The organism is Rhodococcus sp. IEGM 1318 (assembly GCF_033142465.1).
Taxonomy (GTDB): Bacteria; Actinomycetota; Actinomycetes; order Mycobacteriales; family Mycobacteriaceae; genus Rhodococcus_F; species Rhodococcus_F qingshengii_B.
The window spans coordinates 92,485-104,199 of record NZ_JAWLSC010000009.1 but is presented as its reverse complement, the minus strand read 5'-3'; the positions used below and the strand labels follow the sequence as shown (position 1 = coordinate 104,199).

The 11,715-nt window shown below is 61.8% G+C and carries 13 protein-coding genes; 9 read left to right on the top strand and 4 right to left on the bottom strand.

The window, feature by feature from the left end; all coding sequences use genetic code 11:
- Position 1 precedes the first annotated feature (1 nt).
- From zwf to R4P65_RS21110, 4 genes are all read left to right on the top strand, one after another.
- Complete coding sequence (gene zwf / locus R4P65_RS21125; protein ID WP_230815570.1) at positions 2-1,546, top strand: glucose-6-phosphate dehydrogenase; 1,545 nt, start codon at positions 2-4, stop codon at positions 1,544-1,546.
- Entirely contained in the window at positions 1,546-2,454 is a 909-nt protein-coding gene (gene opcA / locus R4P65_RS21120; RefSeq protein ID WP_095970270.1) for a glucose-6-phosphate dehydrogenase assembly protein OpcA, read from the top strand. The genes zwf and opcA overlap by 1 nt, the downstream gene beginning before the upstream one ends.
- A complete protein-coding gene (gene pgl, locus R4P65_RS21115; RefSeq protein ID WP_317827986.1) occupies positions 2,447-3,187 on the top strand; it encodes a 6-phosphogluconolactonase in 741 nt (246 codons plus the stop codon). The genes opcA and pgl overlap by 8 nt, the downstream gene beginning before the upstream one ends.
- A gap of 326 nt (positions 3,188-3,513) precedes the next feature.
- Positions 3,514-4,437 (top strand): SDR family oxidoreductase, encoded by a 924-nt coding sequence (locus tag R4P65_RS21110; RefSeq protein WP_317827985.1) that lies wholly within the window; start codon positions 3,514-3,516, stop codon positions 4,435-4,437.
- 10 nt (positions 4,438-4,447) lie between these two features.
- Here the strand turns inward: R4P65_RS21110 and R4P65_RS21105 are convergent, their stop codons facing one another.
- On the bottom strand, positions 4,448-4,576 hold the full coding sequence (locus R4P65_RS21105) for a hypothetical protein (protein ID WP_003944934.1): 129 nt from the start codon (positions 4,574-4,576) through the stop codon (positions 4,448-4,450).
- A 67-nt stretch (positions 4,577-4,643) separates the two neighbouring features.
- Here R4P65_RS21105 and R4P65_RS21100 point away from each other — a divergent pair, with 67 nt between their 5' ends.
- The 4 genes from R4P65_RS21100 (at position 4,644) to R4P65_RS21085 (ending at position 6,725) form a co-directional block, all read left to right on the top strand.
- Positions 4,644-4,988, top strand: coding sequence for an iron chaperone (locus R4P65_RS21100; RefSeq protein ID WP_317827984.1), 345 nt, complete (start codon positions 4,644-4,646; stop codon positions 4,986-4,988).
- A 32-nt stretch (positions 4,989-5,020) separates the two neighbouring features.
- Entirely contained in the window at positions 5,021-5,743 is a 723-nt protein-coding gene (locus tag R4P65_RS21095) for an AAA family ATPase (protein ID WP_317827983.1), read from the top strand.
- A gap of 27 nt (positions 5,744-5,770) precedes the next feature.
- Positions 5,771-6,091, top strand: a complete 321-nt coding sequence (locus R4P65_RS21090; protein WP_317827982.1) for a TfoX/Sxy family protein — start codon at positions 5,771-5,773, stop codon at positions 6,089-6,091.
- A 121-nt stretch (positions 6,092-6,212) separates the two neighbouring features.
- A complete protein-coding gene (locus R4P65_RS21085) occupies positions 6,213-6,725 on the top strand; it encodes a hypothetical protein (RefSeq protein ID WP_317827981.1) in 513 nt (170 codons plus the stop codon).
- Here R4P65_RS21085 and R4P65_RS21080 read toward each other — a convergent pair.
- The 3 genes from R4P65_RS21080 to secG all read right to left on the bottom strand — a co-directional run bounded on the left by R4P65_RS21080 (position 6,712) and on the right by secG (position 10,708).
- A complete protein-coding gene (locus tag R4P65_RS21080) occupies positions 6,712-7,497 on the bottom strand; it encodes an oxidoreductase (RefSeq protein ID WP_060938549.1) in 786 nt (261 codons plus the stop codon). The genes R4P65_RS21085 and R4P65_RS21080 overlap by 14 nt on opposite strands.
- A gap of 104 nt (positions 7,498-7,601) precedes the next feature.
- Positions 7,602-10,376 carry a phosphoenolpyruvate carboxylase gene (ppc, locus tag R4P65_RS21075; protein WP_317827980.1) on the bottom strand — a complete coding sequence of 925 codons (2,775 nt, stop codon included), beginning with the start codon at positions 10,374-10,376 and terminating at the stop codon, positions 7,602-7,604.
- A gap of 98 nt (positions 10,377-10,474) precedes the next feature.
- Positions 10,475-10,708 (bottom strand): preprotein translocase subunit SecG, encoded by a 234-nt coding sequence (secG, locus tag R4P65_RS21070; RefSeq protein WP_095970190.1) that lies wholly within the window; start codon positions 10,706-10,708, stop codon positions 10,475-10,477.
- 210 nt (positions 10,709-10,918) lie between these two features.
- On the opposite strand from secG, the gene R4P65_RS21065 reads away from it, so the two are divergent.
- Positions 10,919-11,704 carry a tyrosine-protein phosphatase gene (locus R4P65_RS21065; protein ID WP_317827979.1) on the top strand — a complete coding sequence of 262 codons (786 nt, stop codon included), beginning with the start codon at positions 10,919-10,921 and terminating at the stop codon, positions 11,702-11,704.
- Positions 11,705-11,715: the final 11 nt, after the last annotated feature.

Below are 11,715 nucleotides of genomic sequence, written 5' to 3'. Positions count from 1 at the left end.
TGTGAGCGATTCCGCGGCGGCATCAGATTGGGTGAATCCCCTTCGGGACAGCACCGACAAACGGCTTCCGCACATTGCGGGGCCCTGCGCCCTGGTGATTTTCGGTGTTACCGGCGACCTTGCCAGGCGCAAGCTCATGCCCGCCATCTACGACCTCGCCAACCGTGGACTGTTGCCGCCCGGATTCGCTCTGGTCGGGTTCGCCCGGCGTGACTGGACGGACGAGGACTTCACGAACGTCGTCCTCGAAGCAGTCAAGGACGGTGCTCGCACCAAGTTCCGTCAGGACGTGTGGGAGCGGCTCGCCGAAGGCATCCGGTTCGTGGAGGGCAGTTTCGACGAGGCCGAGGCCTTCCAGAACCTGTCCGACACGTTGGCGACGCTCGACAACGAGCGTGGCATCGGCGGCAATCACGGCTTCTACCTCGCGATTCCGCCAAACGCATTCCCTCAGGTCCTCGAACAGCTGTCCGCTTCCGGCCTCGCGCAGGCCGAGGACGGTCAGTGGCGACGCGTTGTCATCGAGAAGCCGTTCGGTCACGACCTCGCGAGCGCCCGCGAACTGAACGCAGTCGTCAACAAGGTGTTCCCCGAGGACACGGTCTTCCGTATCGACCACTATCTCGGCAAGGAAACGGTCCAGAACATCCTGGCTCTGCGCTTCGCGAACCAGTTGTTCGATCCGATCTGGAACGCTCACTACGTCGACCACGTTCAGATCACGATGGCCGAGGACATCGGGCTCGGCGGACGCGCCGGATACTACGACGGCATCGGCGCGGCCCGCGACGTGATCCAGAATCACCTGCTGCAACTGCTCGCGTTCACGGCGATGGAAGAACCCATCAGCTTCGAGCCATTGAACCTGCAGGCGGAGAAGATCAAGGTCCTCTCCGCCACTCGCCTCGCAGAACCCCTCGACGAGACCACCGCCCGCGGCCAGTACGCGGGCGGCTGGCAGGGTGGGCTGCCGGTGGTCGGGCTCCTCGAAGAAGACGGCTTCGCAGCGGACTCCATCACGGAGACCTTTGCCGCCATCACCCTCGAGGTCGACACCCGCCGCTGGGCGGGTGTGCCGTTCTACCTGCGTACCGGCAAACGACTAGGCCGTCGCGTCACCGAGATCGCAGTGGTGTTCAAACGTGCACCGCACCTGCCGTTCGACAAGACGATGACCGAAGACCTCGGCCAGAACGCTCTGGTCATCCGCGTGCAGCCCGACGAGGGCGTCACCATGCGGTTCGGCTCGAAGGTTCCCGGATCGAGCATGGAAGTCCGTGACGTCAACATGGACTTCTCGTACGGTCAGGCTTTCACCGAATCATCACCGGAGGCGTACGAGCGACTCATTCTCGACGTGTTGCTCGGCGAGCCGTCTCTCTTCCCGGTGAATGCCGAAGTTGAATTATCTTGGGAAATACTCGATCCCGTCCTCGCTCACTGGGCTGCCGGCGGTAAGCCGGAACCCTACGAGGCCGGAACGTGGGGACCACCGTCTGCGGACGAAATGATGCAACGCACCGGACGCGAATGGAGGCGACCCTAGTGATTCTCGATTTGCCGTCCACCACCACGGTCCAGGTCAGCAAGAAACTGGTCGAGGTGCGTAAGACCGGCGGCGCTGTCACCTTGGGGCGAGTGTTGACGCTCGTCGTCTGCACCAGGGACACCGGGAACGCCGAGGAAGCCATCGAGGCCGCCAACGAAGCCAGCCGCGAGCACCCTTGCCGCGTCATCGTGCTTCTGCGTGGTGACGAGCAGAGTGAGCCTCGGCTCGATGCTCAGATCCGTGTCGGCGGCGACGCCGGCGCCTCGGAGGTCGTGGTCCTGCGTCTCTACGGTCCGCTGGCGGATCACGAGAGCAGCGTCGTCATCCCGTTCCTGCTCCCCGACACCCCGGTAGTCGCGTGGTGGCCCCTCGAGGCACCCGAGATTCCGGCGAAGGACCCCGTCGGGAGGCTCGCGATACGGCGCATCACCGATGCCACCGGTGCCCCCGATCCGACGGCCACCATCAAGGGGCGACTCGCGTCGTACACCGCCGGTGATACCGATCTCGCCTGGAGTCGCGTCACCTACTGGCGCGCGCTGCTTGCGTCGGCTCTCGATCAACCGCCGCACGAGAAGATCACCTCCGCAGTGGTCTCCGGTCTCAAAACCGAACCGGCACTGGATATTCTCGCCGGTTGGCTGGCGGCCAAGATCGACGGTCCGGTCATTCGGCGTACGGGTGAGCTGACGGTCGAGTTGAAGCTCGAGACCCGCAGCATTTCCATCAGTCGCCCGCAGGAGGGTACGACTGCGACGTTGATCCGTACCGGTCAGCCCGACGCGCTGGTTTCTCTGGGTCGCCGAGAGACACGCGATTGCCTCGCCGAGGAATTGCGTCGACTCGATCCCGACGAGATCTACGAGGAAGCTCTGGCTGGATTGGAGAAGGTGACCTATGAGTGATGTTGTCGTAGAGAAGTTTTCCGACGCCGGCCAACTGGTCGATGCTGCTGCCGCACGCCTGGTCACGACCATCGTCGAGGCTCAGAAGGCTCGAGGAGTCGCGTCCATCGTTCTGACCGGTGGCGGAACCGGCATTGCACTTCTCGAGAAGTTGCGGAATGCTCCCGGCGACATCGACTGGTCTCAGATCGATCTGTACTGGGGCGACGAGCGGTTCCTGCCGTCCGGCGATCCCGAACGGAACGAAGTGCAGGCACGTGAGGCGCTCCTCGATCATGTATCGGTCGATCCCGACCGGGTACATGCGATGGCCGCGTCCGACGGTATCTACGACGATGATCCCCACGGTGCGGCGACGGCGTACGAACAACTGCTGGGCGCTCAGGCTCACGGCAATCAGGTTCCGACCTTCGACGTGCACCTGCTCGGCATGGGCGGCGAAGGACACGTCAACTCGTTGTTCCCGCACACCGACGCAGTTCGAGAAGAAGCGCGGTTCGTTGTCGCGGTAACGGATTCCCCCAAGCCGCCACCAGTTCGCATCACGCTGACGTTGCCCGCTGTTCGGCGTGCCAAAGAGGTCTGGTTGCTCGTCTCCGGCGCAGCAAAGGCCGAGGCTGTTGCCGAAGCCGTTGGTGGTGCCTCGGCCGAGGACTGGCCGTCCGCCGGAGCCACCGGTTTGGTTGCGACACGTTGGTTCCTCGATACAGACGCTGCCTCGCAGCTTCCGTGATCTGATTTCACAGATCTGGTTTTCACACCGGCCGGGAATCGTCTTCGGGCGATTCCCGGACTGGTGGAAGGTCGACAACTTTCTCACTGGGGCGAGTTTCGATTACCCGCCGACTCCGGATCAGATGCGAATTTCCTTTTGACGGAACGGAACTCAATCCCGAGATCCCGTTCCTCCAACTGGCACTCTGCCCGACACAACGATTCATCTCTCCCCCTGTTTCGCTCCCCCGAGCAATTATTACCTTGGACGCCGCGGATCAAGGTTCGGTTCCGCAGATCGCCGTCGCTCTTGAACGAAGCAATCCGGGCGAGAACAATCGAACAATGTCGTGGACCCCGAATCCGGACGCTCTTCGCGGGCGAGTAGCTGTTGTTGCCGGGGCGACGAGGGGCGCCGGACGAGGAATCGCCGCAGCCTTGGGCGAGGCGGGTGCAACTGTCATCTGCACTGGTCGGAGCACATCTGCCGGGATACTTCAGTCGGACTACCCGCGCGGCGAGACCATCGAAGAGACTGCGGAACTTGTCACCGCGCTGGGCGGCGTCGGAGTGCCGATTGCTGTCGATCACCTCAAGAGCAAACAAGTGGCTGATCTTGCCGAACGCTTGCGCGCCGACTACAGACATATCGACATCTTGGTCAACGACATCTGGGGCGCAGAGTTGCTCAAGGGTGGGCCCGCGGAGTGGAACACGCCGGTATGGGAACACGATCTGGACAGGGGCTTTCACATCTTGCGCCTGGCGATCGACACCCACATCACCACGTCGCATCACATCCTGCCGCTGATGATCGATCGACCTGGTGGACTGGTCGCCGAAATAACCGACGGAACTACGGAATACAACGCGTCGAACTATCGCATCTCGGTGTTCTACGACTTGGCAAAAGTTTCCGTGAACCGACTCGCCTTTTCGCAAGGCCACGAATTGGCTCCGTTCGGATGTACTGCCGTCGCCATCACTCCGGGGTTCCTGCGATCGGAGATGATGCTCGACAATTTTGGTGTCCGTGAATCGAATTGGCGTGACGCTTTGTTGCCGAATCGTAATGGTCCGACTGCGCCACCGGATTTCGCACGCTCCGAGTCACCGAGATTTGTCGGACGTGCGATCACGGCCCTCGCCGCCGATCCGAACCGGAAGCGATGGAATCAGCGATCTGTCAGTTCCGGCGAACTCGGAACCGACTACGGGTTCACCGACGCCGACGGGAGCCGCCCCGATTTTTGGCATTACCAACGCTGAGCGTGACTAGTCAACGATCTTCCGACGAGCCGTCTACCTCGCGGTAAGACCACCCCCGCAGAAAGCGCCTTGCGTTGGTCAGGTAGGCGCGCAGATGCGTGAGCATGCCGGCGAACTCCCAAGGTTCCAGATTTTTCATACCTAATGGTCTCATTTGTCCCCCAAGTCGCCGCCAGTGGGAGTCGGAGCGCGATTAGGATCTGTTCATGGCCGAATTCGCGACGATCGACGAATACATCGCGTCGTTTCCCACCAGCGTGCAACCAGCCCTCGAAAGCATCCGCGAGACGATCCACAGCACTGTTCCCGGCCTCGATGAGACCATCAGCTATCGGATGCCGACCATGACGGTGAATGGGAAGAACCTGGTTCACTTCGCAGGCTGGAAACACCACATCTCGATGTACCCACTCCCGGCAGGTGACGCAGAGTTCGAGAAGTCCGTCGACCCGTACCGGGCTGCGAAATCAACCGTGAAGTTCCCGCTGAACAAACCGATCCCCCTCGATCTCGTGGCTCGAATCGTCGAATTGCTCGCGCAGCGCCACTAACCTCAGTTCCCGTCGGAGCCTTGTGAGAGCGTATGGCCGTGCAGAGACAACCCATCCGACGCATCAAGGCCGGGCCATCGTCGGGCGCTGACGTAGGCAGCTGGCCGATGACGGTGCCTGCGGTCGCGCAGATCGTTCAGTTCGGTCTCGAACTTCCACCAGGTGTCACGATTTTGGTCGGCGAAAACGGAGCCGGTAAGTCGACCGTCATCGAAATTCTTGCCGCCGTTCTCGGTCTCAATGCCGAAGGCGGGTCTACCAATACGCGATATCAGACCAGATCGAGTGAACCGAGCGGCCTCGACCTTGTGGTCGAGCGGAGCCCCGGCGCGTCGAAGTGGGCGTACTACCTCCGAGACGAAACCTTGCACGGGTTGTACACGTATTTGGAGGAGAACCCCAACCCCAGGCGACCTGAACCGCTTTACCATCACCTTTCCCACGGTGAGGCGCTGCTCGAGATCTTGTCGTCGAGGACCTCCGACGGCGGCTTCTATCTCATCGACGAACCCGATGCCGCACTCTCCTTCCAAGGGACCTTGACGCTGGTCGCGCTGCTCGGTGAGCTGGTGGAATCCGGCGCGCAGGCGGTGATCGCGACGCACTCGCCGATCATCGCGGCACTGCCGAACGCCAATCTGCTCGAGATCGGCGAATGGGGAATCCGAGCCGCGAGCTGGGAGGACCTCGATCTGGTCTCGAACTGGCAGCGGTTCCTTCACGACCCGCAGACGTACCTGCGCCACCTGATCTAACCTGGAACTCCACCCCAGGAGGCCTCCATGGCATACGACAAGGCGCTGGCTGAGCGTATCCGCGATGCGCTCTCGGGCGAGAGCGACGTCGAAGAAGTAAAGATGTTCGGTGGGCTGAGCTTCATGGTGAACGGGAAGCTGGCCGCCAGTGCGAACTCACACGGCAACATCATGGTTCGGTGTGACCCCGATCGAGTTGACGAACTCCTGACGCACAAGGGTGCAAGTTGGCCCGAGATGCGGGGTAAGCCGATGAGCAAGGGATGGATCGTCGTCGACCCAACCGGTACGAGTTCGAACGTCGAGTTCAATGCGTGGATCAAGGAAGCTCTGGACTTCGTGCACTGACTGGTACTGCCGGTTCGATCAATTTCGCTCGATTCGGCAAAAAGTGAAGTGGGCGGCCCTAGACTCCGAAAAAGCATTGGATTGGGCGCCACGACGGCGCGGAGGAAAGGTGGTCCGTCGCGTGACGTTCACACCCAATCAGCCGGATCACCAACGCGCCTTCGGGTTTCAGCCGCTGTCGACCCGCACGATTCCCTCCCTCATGCCCGACCGTTTCGGACCTAGCCTCATCGGATCGCTGTGGGCGTGCGCCGGGATCGTCGCCGGAAGCCTCGGCCCGTGGACGTCGTCCTCCGCCCTCGACCACAGTGGTATCGACGAATGCGGAGTGATCACACTCGTCCTCGCTCTGGGCGCGGTAACCGCGCTGATCACCCTCATGGTTCGGGACGTCACGCCCGAGATGAAGAATCACTGCACGGGACCGCTGGTGGGAATCGCCGTCTTGATCGTTGCCGTCGGAAACGCCGCGTCCATTGTGCGACGTAGTACTGAGGTCGCAGGGCACACCGCCGGGCCGTCCATCGGGTGGGGACTGTGGGTGGTCATCGCGTCCGCAGTGATCCTGTGCATCATGTCGTCGTCCGTCGCGCACATGATCAGGTTTCAGGCAGCAATGATCACAAGGTCTTGATCAGACCGCCGTCGATCACGAAATCCGCGCCCGTCACGTTCCCCGCGCGATCGCTGGCGAGGAACAACACCAGGTCCGCCACCTCTTCGGGAAAGGTGAAGCGGCCCGTCTCGGCGCCGGCGGCCGCACTTTCGACGATATCGTCGGCGGCTGAACCATTCGCCTTCGCCAGCGTCGAGGCCACTCCGTGCTTGCCGAGCCACAACTCCGTCTGCACCGGACCAGGGCTGACGGTATTGACGCGGATCCCCTTCCCGCCCAGTTCTTTCGACAACGACTTCGAGAAGTTGGTCAACGCCGCTTTGGCGGCGCTGTAGTCGATCACCGTGGGGTCAGGCAAGAATGCGTTGACCGAACTGATCGTCACGATGCTCCCGCCACCTCGGCGGATCAACTCCGGCAGCGCAGCGCGAACAGTGCGTACAGCCGACAAGAACGTCAGACTGAACGACGACGCCCACTCTTCGTCCGTGATAGCCGCGAAGCCGCTCGTTCTCGGAGTGACGGCGCCGACGTTGTTGACCAAGATGTCGACGCCGCCCCTCGCTGCTGCAACCTCGAGCAGTCGGGTAGATCCTTCGACACTCGCGAGGTCGACGCCGACAAAGGTGACGGCGCCGCCGGACTGCAGCGATTCGAGTTCCGGCGAGAGCGTCCGCGAGCCCGCGACGACGTGGACTCCCTCGGCCACCAAGGCCCGAGTGATCGCCAACCCGATACCTTTTCCCGCGCCGGTAACCACGGCAGTTCGTCCGTCCAATTGCAGATCCACTGCGGTCCCCGTTCGGTCCGGTGCGCAGCGTTGGGTGTGCGTGCGACAGCTCTAGAGTCGCCGCACGCACACCCTGGTAAACCTGCAGAACCAGCCGCTGTTACCTAGCCACTGTTACGAAGCGCAGTGGCCAGGCCGTTCATCGTCAGCTGGATACCCCGACGCACCTGATCGCTCTCGTCGCCGGAACGATATCGACGGATCAGCTCGACCTGTAGATGGTTGAGAGGTTCGAGGTACGGGAACCGGTTGTGGACCGAACGCTCGAGGCCCGAGTTGTCGGCGAAGAGGTTCTCGTTTCCCGTGATTGCCTTGTACATGCGAATTGTGCGTTCGTGCTCGTCGGTGATCATTCCGAAGACTCGATCGCGTAATTCGGCGTCGGGTACGAGGTCCGCGTAGCGGGCCGCCAAACCGAGATCCGACTTCGACATCACCATGGCCATGTTCGAGAGCACGGTTCGGAAGAACGGCCACTTCTCGTACAGGGCCGTCAACGTGGCAAGCCGACTGTCGTCTCCGTCGATCCATCGTTCGAACGCGGCGCCGGTGCCGTACCAACCCGGAAGCATCACGCGAGACTGACTCCACGAGAGCACCCAGGGAATTGCACGCAGGTCGGAGATCGCCTTGGTCTGCTTGCGAGAGGCCGGGCGAGAGCCGATGTTGAGTGCCCCGATCTCGGCGACCGGTGTGGACGCTTCGAAGTACTGCACGAATCCTGGTGTGTCGTGCACCAGTTCGCTGTATGCGGTGCGGGCGAGGGCAGCAAGCTCGTCCAACACCGCGTAGGCCGCATCAGCATCGCTGCCGAGACCTTCGACGTCGAGCAAGGTCGACTCGATAGTCGCTGCGATCAGTGTTTCGAGGTTGCGATGCGCCAGGCGCGGTTCGGCGTACTTGGCGGCAATCACCTCACCCTGCTCGGTGATTCGCAAAGAACCAGCGACTGCACCGGGAGGCTGAGCCAGAATCGCTTCGTAGCTCGGTCCGCCGCCACGTCCGACCGTTCCGCCGCGGCCGTGGAAGAGTCGCAATCTGATTCCGCTCTTACGCGCGGCATCGACAAGGTCGAGCTCGGCACGGTACAGCGCCCAGTTGGCAGCTAGATAGCCACCGTCCTTGTTGGAGTCGGAGTACCCGAGCATCACTTCTTGACTGTCACCGCGGGACCGCACGATCGCGCGGTAGATCGGGATGTCGAGCGTCGCCAGCAGTGTGTCGGCGCCGCCCTGCAGATCCTCGATCGTCTCGAACAACGGAACGATGCCGATCGGGCAGGAGGGTTCGCTGCCGACGCCGGGATCGAGCACCCCGACCTCTTTGAGCAGTACTGCGGCTTCGAGCATGTCACTGACCGAGGTACACATGCTGATGATGTAGTTGGGTACCGCACCCGCTCCGAGAACCCGCACTGCCTTCGCGCCGGCCGCCATGATGGCCAGTTCCTTGGTGGTCAATTCACTGAACTCGGCGTCCGGCGAAGTCAGCGGTCGCCTCGTGGTCAGCTCGGCCGACAACAATTCCACTCGCTCGGCTTCCGGCAAGGACGCGTAGTCCGGGTGAACTCCGGCCCACGCCAGAAGTTCTGCGACGACGCTTTCGTGTACCTCGGAGTTCTGCCGCATGTCCAGACCGGACAGGTGAAAGCCGAACACCTCCACCGCTTCTCGGAGCCGATCGAGTCGATCGTCGGCAATGGTCTCGTCGCCGAAACGACGCAGCGAGGTGTCGATGATTCCGAGATCTCGCTGTAGTTGTGCCGGATCGGTGTACGCCTCGAGACCGTCATCGGAACCGTGAGCGGGCAACTCCCCCAGCACCGACAGTGCGGTGGCGCTCAATCGCCCACGGATACCGCGAATCGCGCGACGGTACGGCTCGTCAGCCCGGAATGCCGAATCGTCGCCGGAAGTGGACGCCAGCAGATCGAGTTCGGGTGTGACGGACACCAACCGCGCCGACATCGACAGTTCACGCTCGAGATGTTCGAGTTCCCCCAGATGATGCTCGAGAGCAGTTGCCGCAGCGCGCGAAGTCGCGCGCTGGACGATTTCGCCGGTCACATACGGATTGCCGTCCCGGTCACCGCCGATCCACGAACCCGGCCTCAGGATCGGTTCCGGCAGAAGGCCAGCTTCCGGCCAACGCGCGCGCAGAGCTTTGCGAACCTCCGCATTGATCTTCGGAATCACCTCGAACAACGCCGCGTCGTAGTAGCGAAGGCCCACCTCGATTTCGTCCTGGATACGCAGGCGGCTGAGCCGGATCAGAGCCGTCTGCCACAGGGTCAGGATCTGACGGCGTAATTGCAGATCGACGTCAGCGGTTTCTGCGACGCTCAGCGCCGTGCGTTCGCGGTATCGCATCAATTCTGTGATCCGACTCTGCGTCTCGAACACCGTGCGGCGACGAGTCTCCGTCGGGTGAGCGGTGATGACGGGCGAGACCAGAGCACCCCGCAACGCTTCTTCGACGGTGGCCGAGTCGATATCGGCCGCATCGAGTTTGGTGTACGTGGCTGCGAGAGTGCTGTCTCGGGGCGGTTCACCCGCATTGACATGGATGGCCCGTCGACGCTCGCGGTGGATGTCCTCGGCCAGGTTGGCGAGCAGCGCGAAGTGACTGAACGCACGGATGACGGGAATGGCGTCGTCGGTACTGATCTCGGCGAACAGTGACACCAGTTCTGCGCGGTCGATCTCCGACCGACGGACTCGGAACGATTCGACACGGGCCCGTTCGACAAGATCGAAAACATTGTCGCCGGCTTGCTCTCGCACTATTTGTCCGAGTATTCCGCCGAGAAGCCGGATGTCTTCGCGCAGCGGCTCGGTGGCCTCTCGCGGTGTTTCTCGATGCGACGCGGTTTCAGTCATCACACAATTATCGACCGAAACAAAGAACCCCGCTCGATAGGCGGGGTTCCGTGTCTGAAATTCGTGGGTGAAGAACTACCGACTGTACGAGCCGACAATCAAGCGAACTTGATCTCCAGGCCGATGCCGACGATCGAGATGAGCCAGATCAACGCGGTGAAGACCGTCAACCGGTCGAGGTTCTTCTCGACAACAGTCGATCCGGACAGGCTGGACTGGACACCGCCACCGAACAGACTCGACAAACCGCCGCCCTTACCGCGGTGCAAGAGCACCAAGGCGATGAGGAGCAAGCTGGTGACGACCAGCAGGATATCCAGGAACAGTTTCATGTCTGTCTACGTCCACCAATCCAATAGGGACAACTACAACCGATAACACCATACAGGCGCGCACAGATAGCCTGACCACATACCCGCCTTGCGCACACCTCTGCACCCGGCCAGGCACGACTCTTGGTCAGTGGCATCGATCACACTGTCGAAGATACCGATTCAGTAGTTTTTCAGTTGACGCGACTCTACCTCCGAAAGGCCCGCTCCATGCTTTCCGACACTGCCCTGCCCGACACTGCCCTACCCGACACGCCACGTCTGGCTTCGATTCACAACTTCCGCGATGTGGCCGGTCCCGGGTACGTCACAACCAGTGGACAGGCGATGAGCCGCGGAGTCTTCTACCGCGCAAACGTTCTGACGCCCTCGCCTGAGGATCTCGCAATCGTGGAATCGCTGGGACTGACCGCCGTCTACGACGTGCGATCCGAAACCGAAGCGAATGAAACTCCCGATATCGTGCCAGTACCGGCGATGTACGCCCATATTCCCATCCTGTCCGGCAACATCCACGCCGAAGCCATGGCTCTCCGAACAGCTGACGCTGCAACAGCTTTCATGCAGAACATCAATCGCAGTTTTGTCGCGGACCCCGTCACTCGGAACGGATTCTCGCAGTTGTTCGCCGCCCTGGCGACCACCGACGGGCCGCAACTCTTCCACTGCACGGCGGGCAAGGACCGTACAGGTTGGGCGGCAGCGCTACTGCAGACCCTCGCCGGTGTGCCGCGCGAAACTATCACGGCGGACTACCTGCTCACGAACACGTACTCGGCCGAGTACATCGATGCAACAGTCGCGAAGATCGCCGCTGCCACAGATGCAGACAAGGGCGAGGTCATCCGATTGCTGCTTTCCGTCGACGCGAGTTACCTGGGCGCCGCCTTCGAAGAGGTGGACCACCACTACGGGACCGTCGAGAACTATCTGACCGCCGGGTTGGATCTTGCTCCCGAACTCGTCGGAGCTTTGGAAACCAAACTCGTGAGCTGACTCGCGAACAA

Bases quoted from the DNA above. Each gene is read 5' to 3' on its own strand.
- secG (WP_095970190.1), bottom strand. From the start codon at position 10,708: ATGAAACTGTTCCTGGATATCCTGCTGGTCGTCACCAGCTTGCTCCTC.
- R4P65_RS21090 (WP_317827982.1), top strand. From the start codon at position 5,771: ATGGCATACGACAAGGCGCTGGCTGAGCGTATCCGCGATGCGCTCTCG.
- R4P65_RS21100 (WP_317827984.1), top strand. From the start codon at position 4,644: ATGGCCGAATTCGCGACGATCGACGAATACATCGCGTCGTTTCCCACC.
- R4P65_RS21105 (WP_003944934.1), bottom strand. From the start codon at position 4,576: ATGAAAAATCTGGAACCTTGGGAGTTCGCCGGCATGCTCACGCATCTG.
- ppc (WP_317827980.1), bottom strand. From the start codon at position 10,376: ATGACTGAAACCGCGTCGCATCGAGAAACACCGCGAGAGGCCACCGAG.
- R4P65_RS21110 (WP_317827985.1), top strand. From the start codon at position 3,514: ATGTCGTGGACCCCGAATCCGGACGCTCTTCGCGGGCGAGTAGCTGTT.
- R4P65_RS21095 (WP_317827983.1), top strand. From the start codon at position 5,021: ATGGCCGTGCAGAGACAACCCATCCGACGCATCAAGGCCGGGCCATCG.
- pgl (WP_317827986.1), top strand. From the start codon at position 2,447: ATGAGTGATGTTGTCGTAGAGAAGTTTTCCGACGCCGGCCAACTGGTC.
- R4P65_RS21065 (WP_317827979.1), top strand. From the start codon at position 10,919: ATGCTTTCCGACACTGCCCTGCCCGACACTGCCCTACCCGACACGCCA.